Raw genomic sequence first — 15866 nt, forward strand, 5'->3', positions numbered from 1 at the left:
TAGGCGGAATAATTCCTGAGAGTGTTAACTCTTCAATAGTGTTTTGAGATGATAGGGTGTACTTGATATTTTTAGTAAGAGAAGAGGTTTTTGAGAGTGCTAACTCATTAAGACTATTCATATTTAAGAAATATTTAATCATAAGTTTCACCTTTAGTACATAGATTAAAAACTGAACTAAAATTATCAAAAAAGAAAACATAAATCAACATTTTTTTTACATTTGAAGTGTTGTGTTGATGGTGAGTTAATTATTTGATTTTGTTATTTATTTTTTAAAGTCAATAAATATGCTCGTAGAGAATTAAAGATGGTAATTTCTTGTGAAAGCGTGCAGATTCTTTATAATCAGTAACAGCTTGCCTAACAAAGGATAATGGTATGAGTTTAGATTTAACCGAAATTCGTCAAAAAATTACTCAACTTGATCGCGAGATTTTGCGATTATTGGCTGAACGTCATCAAGTTGCTTATGATGTGGTCAGAAGCAAAGAGATCACGAAAAAACCGTTGCGTGATATTGAGCGTGAACAGCAGCTGTTGGATGCGTTAATTCGTTATGCGGATAGCCAAAATTATCAATTAAATCCGCAATATATCACAGAAGTTTTCCAAAAAATTATTGAAGATTCAGTGTTGACTCAACAGGCGTATTTGCAGAATAAACTGAATCAGCAGCGCAATAATCAAATTCATATCGCTTTTTTAGGAATGTTGGGTTCTTATTCCAATTTGGCAGCACGTCAGTATGCCGAGCGTTATCAAAAGGGGTTGATTGAATTAAGTTGTGAATCTTTCCGCCAAGTGTTTGCGGCGGTAGAAGAGGGCAAAGCGGATTATGGGGTTTTGCCATTGGAAAATACCACTTCCGGTTCTATCAATGATGTCTATGATTTATTGCAGCATACCGATTTACATCTGGTCGGTGAATTGACTTATCCGATTCAACATTGTGTGTTGATTTCACAACCGACCGATTTAGCACAGATTGACACGCTATATAGCCATCCACAAGTGATTCAGCAATGCAGTCAATTTATCAATTCATTGCAGGGTGTACACGTTAAATATTGTGAAAGTTCTTCGCACGCAATGCAATTGGTGGCGAAAATTAATCGGGCGAATGTGGCGGCATTGGGCAATGCAGAAGGTGGCAAGCTTTATGGTTTGCAAGTGTTGCAGGACGGCATTGCTAATCAAGTTAATAATATTACCCGCTTTATTGTCATCAGTAAAAAACCGGTGGAAGTGTCGCCGCAAGTGAATGCGAAAACGTTGTTGCTAATGTCGACAACACAGCAAGCCGGCGCATTGGTGGATGCGTTGCTGGTGTTTAAGAAGCATCAAATCATTATGACGAAATTGGAATCTCGTCCGATTTACGGCAAGCCGTGGGAAGAGATGTTCTATGTGGAAATTGAAGCCAATTTACATCAGGAACGCACGCAACAAGCATTAACTGAATTAAAAACTTACTGTAGTTTCGTTAAAGTGCTGGGCTGTTATCCAAGCAATATTGTTAAACCGGCGTGAGGAAATAGGATGCTGAGTTTAATTGTCGCGATGAGCAAAAATCGAGTAATCGGGCGAGATAATCAAATGCCTTGGCATTTGCCGGCGGATTTAGCGTGGTTTAAAAAAAATACATTGGGTAAGCCGGTGATTATGGGGCGGAAGACCTTTCAGTCGATCGGCAGAGCATTGCCGAATCGCAAAAATATCGTGTTATCCCGACAAGGTTTTCACGCGGATGGCATTGAAGTGGTGTCAGATTTATCCCAAGCATTGGCATTGGTGCAAGACGAGAACGAAGTGATGATTATCGGTGGTGGGCATCTTTTTGCGGAGGCTTTGCCACAAGCGGATCGGCTTTATCTGACGGAAATTGATGCTGAATTGCAAGGCGATACCTTTTTCCCGGAAATTGATCCGGCACAGTGGAAAACCGATTTTATCGAAACACGAGCAGCAGATGCGAAAAATCGTTATGCGCTGACCTTTAAAATTTTGGCGCGCGTGTAGTCAGTGCAAACAGAATCTAACATAAGGTGCAAATTGATCTGCACCTTATTTTTTTATGTTTAACGATGGTGTTTAGGCAACAAAAAGCAGTCGCCATAAGAAAATACCGAATAGGGTAAAAGCAAGGCAACCTAATAAATGTAGGCAGATAACAGCGATTGCTGTTAAGTGTTGTTGCCCTAAAAAAATGGCGATAACTTCACCGGAAAAGGAAGAAAATGTGGTTAAACTACCAAGAAAACCGGTAATAAAAAAGAGTCGCCATTCGCTGCTAATCATTGGAAAACTAAGCAATGCGCCGCTGACAATTCCCATTAAAAAACAGCCTAAATAGTTAGCAATTAAGGTACCAAATGCGAACTGATGAAAAATAGGATTAAGCAAATTGCTTAATCCCCAGCGGGAACAAGCCCCTAGTGCAGCGCCGATAGAAATATAAAACAGTTGTAACATATTAAATAATTCCAAAAGTAGCGCGCAGATAGCTCGCTACCGCCTCGTGGGCGTGATGCCCGATAATCTCTAGTTGTGGCAAGGCATGGGTCAATGCAGGATTGGCATTTTGCATAATGCAACCTTTGCCAACAAAATCTAACATTGTTTCGTCATTCATTCCGTCACCGAAAGCGATACAGGCGCTATTGTTGTAGTGGCAATCGTGTAATACTTTTCTAAGGGCGTTTCCTTTGCTTACGCCTTTGTTCATAATTTCAAGGCAGTTGAGCGAGGCGTAAACGATCTCCGTACAATTACCGTAAGTTTGACGAAGATGTTGTTCTAATTCGAGCAAATCCTGTTGACAACGTGCAATAAAAAAGACTTTTTCTGTGCCTTGGGCATTGTGATGACGAAAATCGACAACCTGATAGCCAAAACCAGAATCTTTATGATATTTTGCCATTTGTGGTACTTCACGATCGATAAACCAACCACTGTCCTGATAGGAGTTGACAAAAATTTTGTTTTTATCGAACGGAACGTTCATTATTTCTAAGGCAAGATCGTTAGGTAAATCATTTTTATAAAGTAAATGTCCACTTAAATCGTGAATTCTTGCTCCATTTGATGTGATCATTCGGATATTTTCGATGCCTATTTTAGCGACAATTGAAAAAACATCCTCGTGTTTTCTGCCGGTTGCTACGACAATATCTACCTGTTTTTGCTCTAATTTTCTTAAAGTATCAATTGTGAAATCACCGACAACGTGCTGTCCGTTCAGAAGTGTACCATCCAAATCTGACGCAACTAATTGAAAAGGAAGTAAACTGCGCATAAAACCCCTTATCTGAAAAATAAAAAATAGTAGGAATAAATTTTAATGAGATTATATGTTAACAAAAAATAGATGTGGCGGTTGATTTTTTGATTATCATAAAAATTAAAATTTTTTAATAAAACTATTTGATTCCGATAAAAAATGTGGTATCAATAAAGACGCTCAAAAGCACACAACATACATACTTAGACCCACATTGGATATTGAAACTATGAATTCTATTCGTTTTATTGGCATTATTATTAACCTCGTGGTGATTAGCATCACGAGGTGAGTGGTACAGCTGATAAAACTTTCAATATAAGATTTTAGGTCAGATGAACCCTCGCCTCAGCAGTAGGCGAGGGTTTTTTATCGTTTTAAGGAAATAAAAATGAATGGTGCAAGATTTATCACAGAAAGTTTAAAAGCACACGGAGTGACAACAATTTTTGGTTATCCTGGCGGTGCAATTATGCCGGTTTATGATGCGATTTATGATTCAGGTTTGGATCATCTGCTCTGTCGTAATGAGCAGGGAGCAGCAATGGCAGCGATAGGTTATGCTCGTGCTAGTGGTAAAGTTGGTGTTTGTATTGCTACTTCCGGTCCGGGCGCAACTAATTTAGTTACCGGTTTAGGTGATGCTATGATGGACTCTATTCCGGTTGTTGCGATCACCGGACAAGTTGCTTCACCGTTTATCGGCACGGATGCTTTCCAGGAAGCGGATGTTTTAGGTTTATCATTGGCTTGTACGAAACATAGTTTTATCGTGCAGAGTATCGATGAATTACCGGAAGTAATGGCTGAAGCGTTCCAAATAGCACAAAATGGTAGACCGGGGCCAGTATTAATTGATGTGCCGAAAGATGTACAGTTTGCCAAAATAGAGCGCCAACCTCTTGTTTATCCTATCCCAAAACCTTCTTCAATTGAGTCTTCTTTATTAGAACAAGCAAAAACATTATTACAACAGGCAAAACGTCCAGTACTTTATGTTGGTGGTGGGGTTGGAATGGCTGATGCCGTAGCGGAATTACGCCATTTTGTGGAGATTACACAAATGCCGAGTTTTTCTACCATTAAAGGGTTAGGTGCATTGCCGGCAGACAATCCTTATTATATGGGAATGATTGGAATGCACGGCACAAAAGCGGCGAATTATGCGGCACAGGAGAGCGATCTTTTATTAGTGCTTGGAGCTAGATTTGACGACAGAGTAACCGGTAAATTGGATAGTTTTGCCCCACAAGCGAAAGTTATTCACGTTGATGCCGATATTGCGGAAATCAATAAATTACGTCGTGCTGATGTGGCAATTCGTGGAGATATGAAGCAATTGCTACAACAGTTGGCAATGCCGTTACAAATTGATGCTTGGCGTGATGATGTACTTCGTTTAAAACAGCAATATGACTTTACTTATGCAGAAAATAGCGGTGATACGCTGATCAATCCTTGGTGGTTATTACATACGTTATCTAAAAAACGTAAGAAAAACAGTGTAATTGCTACCGATGTTGGTCAGCATCAAATGTGGTCGGCTCAACATATGCAACATTTTGATCCGAAAAATTATTTAACGTCTGCTGGCTTTGGCACAATGGGCTTCGGTTTGCCAGCAGCAGTTGGTGCGCAAAAGGCTCGTCCCCAAGATCAGGTGATATTAATTACTGGTGATGGTTCGTTTATGATGAATATCCAAGAGTTGGGTTCAATCAAACGCGGTAAATTACCGGTTAAGATCCTGTTGTTGGATAATCAACGTTTAGGAATGGTGCGTCAGTGGCAAACACTCTTTTTCCGAGGTCGTCATAGTGAAACTATTTTAGAGGATAACCCTGATTTCTTAATGTTAGCGAGGGCATTTGATATCCCCGGTGAAAGTATTGAAAAAGGCAGTGAAGTCAATGCCGCATTAGATAGACTTTTAAATGCTGAAGGTCCTTATTTATTACACGTTTGCATTCACGAAAATGAAAATGTGTGGCCGTTAGTGCCGCCGGGCGCAAAAAATGATGAAATGTTGGAAGATATCGGGGTGTAAGATGAAAAATTATCAAATCAGCATTAATGCACAGTGGCGACCTGAAACTTTGGAGCGGATTTTACGTGTAGTTAGACATCGTGGCTTTGTTGCCGTTGATTTACAGAGTCACCTTGAAAATCAACAAATTAAAATAGCACTGACATTACAAAGTGAGAGAGAATTGTCATTATTGACTAATCAATTAATAAAATTATATGGCGTGACTGACGTAACTGTTGTCGGTAACGAACATTAAATTACAGGAGAGATTATTATGCCTAAACTACGTTCAGCGACCAGCACACAAGGTCGTAATATGGCGGGAGCGCGTGCATTATGGCGCGCAACCGGTGTGAAAGATAATGACTTTGGTAAACCGATAATTGCTGTAGTTAACTCATTTACACAATTTGTACCGGGACACGTGCATTTGAAAGATCTTGGTCAAATGGTTGCAAAGCAGATTGAAGAGGCAGGCGGTATTGCCAAAGAGTTTAATACAATCGCTGTAGATGATGGTATTGCGATGGGGCATAGTGGGATGTTGTATTCATTGCCATCACGTGAATTAATAGCCGATTCGGTAGAATATATGGTAAATGCACACTGTGCTGATGCAATGGTTTGTATTTCAAATTGCGATAAAATCACTCCGGGAATGTTGATGGCAGCATTACGTTTAAATATTCCGACCATTTTTGTTTCTGGTGGGCCGATGGAAGCAGGGAAAACCAAACTTTCTGATCAATTAATCCGTTTGGACTTGGTAGATGCAATGATTCAAAGTGCTAATCTGGATGTTACCGATCAGGATGTGGAAGTGATAGAACGTTCCGCTTGTCCTACTTGCGGTTCTTGTTCAGGAATGTTTACTGCCAACTCAATGAACTGTTTAACGGAAGCACTTGGGTTAAGTTTACCGGGGAATGGTTCTTGTTTAGCGACACACGCCGATCGTAAGAAGCTTTTCTTAAAAGCAGGATCGCAAATTGTTGAGCTTTGCCGCCGTTATTATGAACAGGACGATGACAGTGTATTGCCTCGTTCTATCGCTACTAAAGATGCTTTTAACAATGCAATGAGTTTGGATATCGCAATGGGTGGCTCAACCAATACTGTTTTACATTTGCTTGCTGCTGCACAGGAAGCAGAAGTTGATTTTACTATGACGGATATTGATCGTCTTTCTCGCCTCGTGCCTTGCTTATGTAAAGTGGCACCGAATACCAATAAATATCATATTGAAGATGTACATCGTGCTGGTGGAGTAATGGGGATTTTAGGTGAGTTAGATCGAGTCAACTTATTACATAATCAAACTCATACGGTGTTGGGGTTAACCTTAGAGCAACAATTAAATCAATATGATATTAAACGTGATGTCAGTGATGAAGTGAAATTATTTTATCGTGCTGGGCCTGCTGGAATTCGTACTACACAGGCTTTTTCACAGGATTGTCGTTGGGATAGTGTTGATGATGATCGCACACAAGGCTGTATTCGTGATAAAGCACACGCTTATAGTCAGGACGGTGGGTTAGCAATGTTAAGCGGTAATTTGGCGGAAAACGGTTGTATCGTTAAAACTGCTGGCGTTGATGAAAGCATTTTAACTTTTACTGGTCCAGCAAAAGTGTATGAAAGTCAGGAAGATGCAGTGGAAGGTATTCTTGGGGGGAAAGTGGTTGCTGGTGATGTAGTGGTAATTCGTTATGAAGGTCCAAAGGGTGGCCCGGGTATGCAGGAAATGCTTTATCCGACCAGTTATCTCAAATCAATGGGCTTAGGTAAAGCTTGTGCGTTATTAACTGATGGACGTTTTTCCGGAGGTACTTCGGGTTTATCTATTGGACACGTTTCTCCAGAAGCCGCAAATGGTGGCACTATCGGTTTAGTGGAAGATGGTGATCTGATCGCAATCGATATTCCACAACGTAAAATTGAATTATTGGTGGATGCACAGGAATTGGCAAAACGCCGTGCAGCAAGAGAAGCATTGGGTTGGAAACCGAAAAATCGTCAACGTCAGGTTTCCTTAGCGTTGAGAGCCTATGCTTCATTGGCAACCAGTGCAGACAAAGGGGCAGTGAGAGATCGCAGTAAACTGTAAGTGGTAACAAAATGGATATGCAAACTTTATTGACAACCGCCCAACCTAGCGGTTCGCAATATTTAAAAGCAATAGTGAAATTGGGTTCAAAAGTGTATGAAGCGGCGCAAGTTACGCCACTACAAAAGATGGAAAAACTTTCTAATCGTTTAGATAACCAAATTTTTATCAAGCGAGAAGATCGTCAACCGGTGCATAGTTTCAAATTGCGTGGCGCTTATGCAATGATTTCAGCCTTGACGCCGGAACAGAAAGTAGCTGGAGTGATTGCGGCTTCTGCGGGTAATCACGCACAAGGAGTCGCTTTATCGGCAAAATTACTAGGTTTAAAAGCATTAATTGTTATGCCACAAAATACGCCAAGCATTAAAGTTGATTCGGTGCGAGCTTTTGGCGGAGAAGTGTTGCTTTACGGTGCTAATTTTGATGAAGCAAAGGCAAAAGCGATAGAATTGTCTGAAAGTAAAAAAATGACATTCATTCCACCGTTTGATCATCCATTAGTGATTGCAGGCCAAGGAACATTGGCAATGGAGTTATTGCAACAGAATTCGGATATTGATCGTATTTTTGTGCAGGTTGGCGGCGGTGGCTTGGCGGCAGGTGTTGCCGTATTAATCAAGCAGATGATGCCGGAAATTAAAGTAATTGGCGTTGAGTCGAAAGATTCCGCCTGTTTATATGCGGCATTAAAAGCAAAACATCCGGTTGATCTTGATCGGGTTGGGTTATTTGCTGATGGTGTTGCGGTTAAACGTATTGGTGATGAAACATTCCGTTTATGTCAGCAATATCTTGATGATATTGTACTGGTGGATGGTGATGAAATCTGTGCGGCAATGAAAGATCTATTTGAAGATGTGCGTGCGGTTGCTGAGCCATCTGGAGCACTCTCTTTAGCTGGATTGAAAAAGTATGCACGTCAGCAGCAGCTTAAGGGCGAAAAATTGGCAGCGATTCTGTCAGGTGCGAATTTAAATTTCCATACATTGCGTTATGTCTCTGAACGTTGTGAAATTGGTGAAAATCGGGAAGCTTTATTGGCAGTAACTATTCCAGAACAGAAAGGAAGTTTCCTAACATTCTGTCATTTATTGGGTGATAGAGCGGTAACCGAATTTAATTATCGTTATGCTGATGATAGAAAAGCGTGTATTTTTGTTGGAGTTCGTACTGCTAATGAAGCAGAAAAAGCGGAAATTATCAATGATTTAAGTCAAGCTGGTTATTATGTAGAAGATATGACCAATGATGATGTTGCGAAAACACATATTCGTTATATGATTGGTGGTCGTCCGAACAGCGATAAATTTGAACGTTTGTACAGTTTTGAGTTTCCAGAGCAAAAAGGAGCGTTGTTGAAATTTTTGGAAACATTAGGAACACATTGGAATATTTCATTGTTTCATTATCGTGCACACGGTGCTGATTATGGCAATATTCTTGCTGGTTTCCAATTTGAGAATGATGATTTAGCCGATTTTGAACGCCATTTGAGCCAGTTGGGTTATGTATGCCAAGATGTAACCGATAGTAAAGCTTATCGTTATTTTCTTAGTTAAATAAAAAATCTGCACCTCTGTATGTTGTTGGATAATAAGTCCAACTTTTGGGGTGCAGATCAGTTATGGGGGTTTTTATTAATTGGTGTTATTCACCATAATAAGATTTGGTTAAAATCTCAATCATATCTTCAACCATCGGTAAGCGAGGATTTGCCGGTGAACATTGATCTTCAAACGCCAATAATGCTAAATCACGGCGAGCCTCCATAAATTCTTGTTCATTGATGCCCTGCTCTTTGAATGACATTTTAATGCCGATTTTTTGCCCCAACTCTTTACACGCATTTGCATAAGCTTCCACTGCCTCTTCAGGTGTTGAACAAGGTAAGCCTAACATTCTAGCGATTTCCTGATATTTTACATCCGCTTTGTAGTAATTATATTTTGGCCAAGTCGCTGTTTTAGTAGGGCGAGTGCCGTTATAACGAATCACGTAAGGCATCAAAATGGCATTAGTTCTGCCGTGTGGTGTGTGGAAGCGCCCACCTACTTTGTGAGCTAAAGAGTGTGTCATCCCTAAGAACGCATTGGCAAAAGCCATTCCGGCAATAGTGGAGGCGTTATGCATCCTTTCGCGTGCTTCTGGATCGCTTGCACCGTTTTTCACAGAGCGTTCTAAAAATTCAAAGACTAGTTTAATCGCCTGCAATGCTAGACCATCAGTGAAGTCGTTAGCTAAAGTAGATACATAAGCTTCTGTTGCGTGAACTAACACATCATAACCTGAATCTGCGGCAACGTGTGCAGGTACAGTCATTGTTAATGCCGGATCAACAATAGCAATAGTCGGAGTTAATGAGTAGTCAGCAATTGGATATTTTTTATCGCCTTCGCTAATAACGGCAAAAGGTGTTACTTCAGAACCAGTACCTGATGTGGTTGGAATGCCGATAAATTTAGCTTTACGTCCCAATTGTGGGAATTTAAAGGCACGTTTGCGAATATCCATAAATTTCTGTACTAAATCGCGGAAATCAACTTCAGGCTGTTCGTAGAATAACCACATTACTTTAGCTGCATCCATAGCTGAACCACCGCCTAGGGCAATAATAGTATCCGGTTGGAAGTTACGTAATAATTCAACACCTCGGCGTACTGTTGCGATACTAGGATCCGGTTCAACATCGGCGAAAAGTTGATAAGTAACGTGATCCCCTCGCATTGTGAGTTGTTTAGCGATTTTCTCTACAAAACCAAGATCAACCATTACACGATCAGTAACGATCACGACACGTTCAACGCCTTTCATTGATTGTAAATATTGGATTGAATCACGTTCAAAATAGATTTTTGAAGGCACTTTGAACCATTGCATATTATTTCTCCGTCTTCCTACCCGTTTAATATTTAATAAATTCACTGCACTAACATTGTTACCAACAGAGTTTTTACCATAAGAACCACAGCCTAAGGTTAATGAAGGTAGGAATGAGTTATATACATCACCAATGCCACCAAAAGTTGAAGGAGAGTTCCAAATCACACGGATTGCTTTTACACGTTCACCGAAAATTTTTGCCAATTCTGCATCGGAAGTGTGAATTGCGGCGGAATGCCCTAAACCGTGAAATTCAACCATTTGTTCGGATTTTGTTAAACCATCTTCTGTGCTTTCAGCTTTCAATAAAGCTAATACTGGTGAGAGTTTTTCTCGAGTTAATGGTTCTTTCACTCCCACTTCTTTACATTCTGCCAACAAAATATTGGTATTTGCTGGTACGTTGAAGCCTGCCTGCTCTGCAATCCACGCTGCTGGTTTACCAACCACCACAGCATTTAGTTTTGCCATAGAACAACTGCTGCTGTTTGCTTTCGCACCGAAGATAAACTCTTCAAGTAATGCTTTTTCTTTTTTATTAACGAGATAAACGCCATAAGATTGCATCTCTTTAATAAAATCATCATAAATTTCTTTATCGACAATTGCTGCTTGTTCACTGGCACAGATCATTCCGTTATCAAACGATTTTGACATCACGATATCGTGTACCGCTTGTTTTAAATTTGCACTTTTTTCTACATAAGCAGGAACGTTTCCGGCTCCAACACCTAAAGCCGGCTTACCACAGGAATAAGCGGCTTCCACCATTGCATTACCACCGGTGGCTAGAATAGTGGCAATACCGGGATGTTTCATTAATGCTTGTGTACCTTCCATAGATGGTGTTTCAATCCATTGAATACAGTTTTTCGGTGCACCGGCAGCAACAGCCGCTTCATAAACAACGCGTGCGGCGTGAGCGGAACTTTGTTGAGCAGATGGATGAAATGCAAACACAATTGGGTTACGAGTTTTTAAGGAAATTAAGGATTTAAAAATTGCGGTAGAAGTTGGATTGGTGGTTGGTGTAATACCACAAATTACTCCAACTGGATCGGCAATTTCTGTAATACCAGTAACATCATCTTCACTAATAACACCAACGGTTTTCAAATGACGCATATTGTTTACAACATATTCACAAGCAAACAGATTCTTTGTTGCTTTGTCTTCAAATACGCCTCGACCGGTTTCTTCATAGGCGTGCATTGCCAACACACCGTGTTGATCCAATGCGGCGACAGAAGCCTTCGCAACGATATAATCAACTTGTTGCTGATTAAGTTGACGGAACTCTTCCAATGCAGCTAAACCATTAGCGACAAGTTGATCCACTTCTGCCTGAGCAGGACTTACCACCACTTCGGATGTTTTACTCATAAGATTTCTCCCAAAAATTATTTTAACTAATAAAATTATAACTATTTGAAGTTACCTTTTTTGTGGTATCAGCAGATAATCTGATCTAGCTCAAATTCACCGTTAGCTAAATGTTAAAGTGATTTAAAAGTTGTTTGAAATAGGTTTGAAATTCTTGATTAATCAAGAAAAATTATGTGATCTTTAGATTTTTTCGTTTTATATTATTTATCAATTATGAGCAATAATAGGAGTTCGAATAATGATGGAACCGACAATTTATAAAATGAATGATACAAAAAAATGGGCGATGATAGGTTATTGGCTTTATATCGCATCGTTTTTGATCACTTTTTTAAGCATTGTCGCGATCGTGATTGCTTATGTTTTTCGTGATGATGTTCGTGGCACCTATTTGGAAAGCCATTTTAACTATCAAATTCGCACATTTTGGATTGGCTTACTGTATGCCATTATTTGTACAGTGCTATGTTTAGTTATGGTTGGTTATATTCTCTTTATTGGCTGGGCGATCTGGTTGCTGGTGCGTTCCATCAAAGGATTGCGTCTGCTAAATCGTGATCAGGCTATATTAATGAAAAAACGTGGTTATTTTAAGTACTTGACTTGTTTAACGTTACGATAGCCCATAGAATAAAGTCTTTCCAACATTACAAGAGGCAAGCATTATGTCAGCATTGACAGCACTGCAACAAGAAACCCGTGAAATTATCGATGATTTGCTAAATGACGGCAGCGATCCGAATGCACTTTATATTATTGAGCATCATATTTCTCACCACGATTTTGACAAGCTAGAAAAAATTGCATTGGATGCATTTAAACTCGGTTATGAAGTCTCCGAAGCGGAAGAGTTTGAAAATGAGGATGGTGGAGAAGTCTATTGCTTTGATATTATTAGTGAAATTGAATTAAAAGCAGAACTGATCGATGCACAGCAAAATGAATTGTTGCCGTTAATAAAGAAACATCAAGGTGTTTATGACGGTTGGGGAACCTATTTTGAAGATCCTAATGCCAATGAAGATGAGTATGGTAATGACGGTGAATTTTTTGACGAAGATTAATGATAGGGTTCTCACTTGCATATGAATGAATCAGCAGAAAAATGCCCTCAATGTGGGCATTTTTTACAACTTAAACGAGGTAAAAAGGGGTTATTTCTTGGTTGCAGCAATTACCCAGAATGTGATTACCTTAGACCGTTACAAAACCAAACTTTAGGCGAAATTTTGAAGGTATTACCAGAGAATTGTCCTGAATGTACTCATCCATTAGTATTACGGCGAGGGCAGTTTGGTATGTTTATCGGCTGTAGCAACTATCCTGAATGTCATTTCATTGTCAATGATGAGCCACAAAAAACGGATTATCAGGCGGTAACTTGTCCATCTTGTCGCAGAGGAAAATTGGTCGCGAAGCGTGGTGCTAGAGGAAAAATATTTTTTGCCTGTAATCAATATCCGCATTGTCGTTTTAATGTAGCACAACAGCCGCTGGAAAAAAGTTGTCCCAAATGTGCTTTTCCATTAGTGTTTGTGAAAAAACAGAGTGACAAGCAGATCAGCTATCAATGTATGAATAAAAGTTGTAAGCATATTTTTTATGAAAGAAATGAATAATTTAGACTTTATTGTCTCCCAATTGAAACAGGGAGAAGTGATTGCTTATCCGACCGAAGCTGTGTTTGGTTTAGGTTGTGATCCTTTTAATGAACAGGCGATTGAAAAACTGCTTAAATTAAAACAACGTCCAAAAGAAAAAGGGCTAATTTTAATTGCACCATATTTAGATTTTTTTAAGCAAATTATTGATTTTGATAGACTTTCTTTGAGAGATTTAAAACGATTACAACAAACCTATACCAGACCGACCACTTGGATTGTGCCAGTACAAAAACAGGTTTCTCCTCTTCTCACTGGGCGTTTTGAGACGATTGCGATTCGACTTTGTCGCCATCCAGCGGTTGAAAATTTGTGTCAACTTGCAGAAATGCCGATTACTTCAACCAGTGCAAACCTTAGTGGTCAAGAGCCGTGTAGAACTTATTTGCAAGTGCAAGAGCAGTTCGGTGAAAACTTTCCAGTGTTACAAGCGGAAGTAGGTGATGCAAAAAATCCATCAGAAATTAGAGATCTCTTTACAAACCAAATTGTTAGACAAGGATAATTATGAGTACACAACATCACTACGCTGTCTGGGGAAACCCGATTTCACAAAGCAAATCACCATTAATTCACGCTATATTTGCCAAAACTACAGGAAAAAAGCTAGATTATGTTGCAAAATTAGGCAATCTTGAGCAGTTTGAGCAACAATTAATAACCTTTTTCCAACAAGGGGCGAATGGTTGCAATATTACCGCTCCTTTCAAAGAACGTGCATTTAAGTTGGCTGATCAACATAGTGAACGTTGCCGTTTAGCGCAAGCTTGCAATACATTAAAACGGCTGGAAGATGGCAGTTTGTTTGCAGACAATACAGATGGTGCCGGATTGGTTACTGATTTACAGCGATTGGGGTGGTTACAACCAGATCAACAAATTTTATTATTAGGGGCAGGCGGTGCGACCAAAGGTGTACTGTATCCATTGTTACAAGCTAAACAGCAAATTATTTTGGCAAACCGGACATTAGAAAAAGCAATGGCATTGGCTGAAAAATTTTCTGTTTATGGCAATATTCAAGCAACGACTTTGCAGGATATTCCTTATCAACATTTTGACGTGGTGATTAATGCTACATCCAGTGGATTACACGGGCAGGTTGCTCCAGTTGCGGATAATGTGTTAATGAAGTGTGCAGCCGTTTATGATATGCAATATACACCAAGTGCAATAACGCCTTTTATCCAACATTGCAGACAATTAGGGCTTCAGCATTGTAGTGATGGTTTAGGAATGTTGGTGGCTCAAGCTGCTCACTCTTTTTTGTTGTGGGAAGGTGTTATGCCACACATTAATGAAATGGTGAATGAAAGAAATTGGTTGGAAATAATGTAGAGGTATTATTAAGACCCTATTTAAACTTCAGATAAAGCACTAGAAAAAAGTTAGCCCTTTGAGCTAGTAAGAGTAACTTCCGATTACTTTTTTGTTTGATAGATGAAGTGGATAAAAACAAACCTACGATGAAGTATCCGTAGGTTTGTTAGTAACCTGATACAATGAAATATTACTGCATTTTTATACTATGGGGTGTAATAAGTGGCTGAGCCTGGGCCTACAGGCAACCCAAAAACAAATACCCAGATAAAAAAGAGTGCAGACCAAGCAATAAGGAATGCAATGGAATAAGGCAGCATCATTGAAACAATTGTTCCTACGCCAGCATCTTTTCTATACTTAATAACCGTTGCCATAATCAAACCGAAATAGCTCATCATTGGGGTGATAATATTGGTTACAGAGTCACCAATACGATATGCGGCTTGAATTACTTCTGGTGCATACCCCGCAAGCATTAGCATTGGCACGAAAATAGGTGCTGTTACAGCCCATTGTGCTGAGGCTGAGCCAATCATTAAGTTAATGAAAGCACAAATTAGAATAAAACCAATAAATAATAAGCCACCGTGTAAGTTCAGTTCATTCAGTAAATTTGCGCCTTTTACTGCAATAATTTGCCCAATATTTGTCCAAGCAAAGAAAGCGATAAATTGTGCAGCAAAGAAAATAATTACTAAATAAAGCCCTAAAGAACTCATTATTTCTGCCATTGCATTGACGACATCTTTATCATTACGAATGCTTTTCACCACCATACCATATATGATTCCAGGGATAGCAAATAAAACAAAAATAAAGACGACAATAGATTTTAAAAATGGTGAACCTGCCACTAAACCTGTAGTTGGGTTACGTAGAATACCATTTTCTGGCACAACACTGATCGCAAGTAAAATACAACAGAATAAGAAAGCTAAGCCAGCAAATATTAAGCCTTTACGCTCTAAAGGAGTAACGTTAGCTGAACGTTGCTCATCAATTTCATCTTGGCTTAATAAACCTTTGTATTCACCTAATTGTGGCTCTACAATTTTTTCAGTAATCAAATAACCAATGACAGAAATAATGAAAGTACTGATACACATAAAGTACCAGTTTGCTTCTGCTCCAACTAGATAATTCGGATCAATGATTTGTGCAGCTTGTTGCGTAATCCCAGCTAATAATGGA

15 protein-coding genes are annotated in these 15866 nt (G+C 39.4%); 11 read left to right on the forward strand and 4 right to left on the reverse strand.

Features of this window, described 5'->3' with window-relative positions; translation table 11 throughout:
* Positions 1-381 precede the first annotated feature (381 nt).
* Together pheA and folA are read left to right on the forward strand one after the other, a co-directional pair.
* Positions 382-1533, forward strand: a complete 1152-nt coding sequence (gene pheA / locus QV04_RS09480) for a prephenate dehydratase (protein WP_065233414.1) — start codon at positions 382-384, stop codon at positions 1531-1533.
* Between the two features lie 9 nt (positions 1534-1542).
* On the forward strand, positions 1543-2022 hold the full coding sequence (gene folA, locus QV04_RS09485) for a type 3 dihydrofolate reductase (protein ID WP_065233415.1): 480 nt from the start codon (positions 1543-1545) through the stop codon (positions 2020-2022).
* Positions 2023-2094: 72 nt separating this feature from the next.
* Here folA and QV04_RS09490 read toward each other — a convergent pair whose 3' ends face one another.
* Both QV04_RS09490 and QV04_RS09495 read right to left on the reverse strand, forming a co-directional pair.
* Positions 2095-2475 carry a CrcB family protein gene (locus QV04_RS09490; RefSeq protein ID WP_065233416.1) on the reverse strand — a complete coding sequence of 127 codons (381 nt, stop codon included), beginning with the start codon at positions 2473-2475 and terminating at the stop codon, positions 2095-2097.
* A 1-nt stretch (position 2476) separates the two neighbouring features.
* Complete coding sequence (locus QV04_RS09495; RefSeq protein ID WP_065233417.1) at positions 2477-3298, reverse strand: Cof-type HAD-IIB family hydrolase; 822 nt, start codon at positions 3296-3298, stop codon at positions 2477-2479.
* A 376-nt stretch (positions 3299-3674) separates the two neighbouring features.
* Here QV04_RS09495 and ilvG point away from each other — a divergent pair, with 376 nt between their 5' ends.
* From ilvG to ilvA, 4 genes are read left to right on the forward strand one after another with little or no spacing between them, the layout of a single operon-like run.
* Positions 3675-5330 (forward strand): acetolactate synthase 2 catalytic subunit, encoded by a 1656-nt coding sequence (gene ilvG / locus QV04_RS09500; protein ID WP_039134878.1) that lies wholly within the window; start codon positions 3675-3677, stop codon positions 5328-5330.
* Position 5331: 1 nt separating this feature from the next.
* Complete coding sequence (gene ilvM, locus QV04_RS09505) at positions 5332-5568, forward strand: acetolactate synthase 2 small subunit (protein ID WP_039174636.1); 237 nt, start codon at positions 5332-5334, stop codon at positions 5566-5568.
* 18 nt (positions 5569-5586) lie between these two features.
* The gene (gene ilvD / locus QV04_RS09510) at positions 5587-7422 is read left to right on the forward strand and encodes a dihydroxy-acid dehydratase (RefSeq protein ID WP_065233418.1); all 1836 of its coding nucleotides are present in this window, start codon (positions 5587-5589) and stop codon (positions 7420-7422) included.
* 17 nt (positions 7423-7439) lie between these two features.
* Positions 7440-8984 (forward strand): threonine ammonia-lyase, biosynthetic, encoded by a 1545-nt coding sequence (ilvA, locus tag QV04_RS09515; RefSeq protein ID WP_039134904.1) that lies wholly within the window; start codon positions 7440-7442, stop codon positions 8982-8984.
* Positions 8985-9072: 88 nt separating this feature from the next.
* Here ilvA and adhE read toward each other — a convergent pair whose 3' ends face one another.
* Positions 9073-11688, reverse strand: a complete 2616-nt coding sequence (gene adhE / locus QV04_RS09520; protein ID WP_065231545.1) for a bifunctional acetaldehyde-CoA/alcohol dehydrogenase — start codon at positions 11686-11688, stop codon at positions 9073-9075.
* 241 nt (positions 11689-11929) lie between these two features.
* On the opposite strand from adhE, the gene QV04_RS09525 reads away from it, so the two are divergent.
* Genes QV04_RS09525 through aroE form a run of 5 tightly spaced genes read left to right on the forward strand, consistent with a single transcriptional unit; the run spans position 11930 to position 14690 of the window.
* On the forward strand, positions 11930-12313 hold the full coding sequence (locus QV04_RS09525) for a DUF4870 family protein (RefSeq protein ID WP_231924186.1): 384 nt from the start codon (positions 11930-11932) through the stop codon (positions 12311-12313).
* Positions 12314-12356: 43 nt separating this feature from the next.
* A complete protein-coding gene (gene rraB, locus QV04_RS09530) occupies positions 12357-12755 on the forward strand; it encodes a ribonuclease E inhibitor RraB (protein WP_065231546.1) in 399 nt (132 codons plus the stop codon).
* A 21-nt stretch (positions 12756-12776) separates the two neighbouring features.
* Entirely contained in the window at positions 12777-13310 is a 534-nt protein-coding gene (locus QV04_RS09535; RefSeq protein WP_065231547.1) for a type I DNA topoisomerase, read from the forward strand.
* Entirely contained in the window at positions 13294-13857 is a 564-nt protein-coding gene (locus QV04_RS09540; protein ID WP_065231548.1) for a Sua5/YciO/YrdC/YwlC family protein, read from the forward strand. The genes QV04_RS09535 and QV04_RS09540 overlap by 17 nt, the downstream gene beginning before the upstream one ends.
* A 2-nt stretch (positions 13858-13859) precedes the next feature.
* Positions 13860-14690, forward strand: coding sequence for a shikimate dehydrogenase (aroE, locus tag QV04_RS09545; RefSeq protein ID WP_065231549.1), 831 nt, complete (start codon positions 13860-13862; stop codon positions 14688-14690).
* A 188-nt stretch (positions 14691-14878) separates the two neighbouring features.
* Here the strand turns inward: aroE and QV04_RS09550 are convergent.
* The coding region (locus tag QV04_RS09550) for an AbgT family transporter (protein WP_197494822.1) at positions 14879-15866 on the reverse strand (988 nt) is incomplete at its 5' end.

Source organism: Gallibacterium genomosp. 1, from assembly GCF_001678575.1.
Taxonomy (GTDB): Bacteria; Pseudomonadota; Gammaproteobacteria; order Enterobacterales; family Pasteurellaceae; genus Gallibacterium.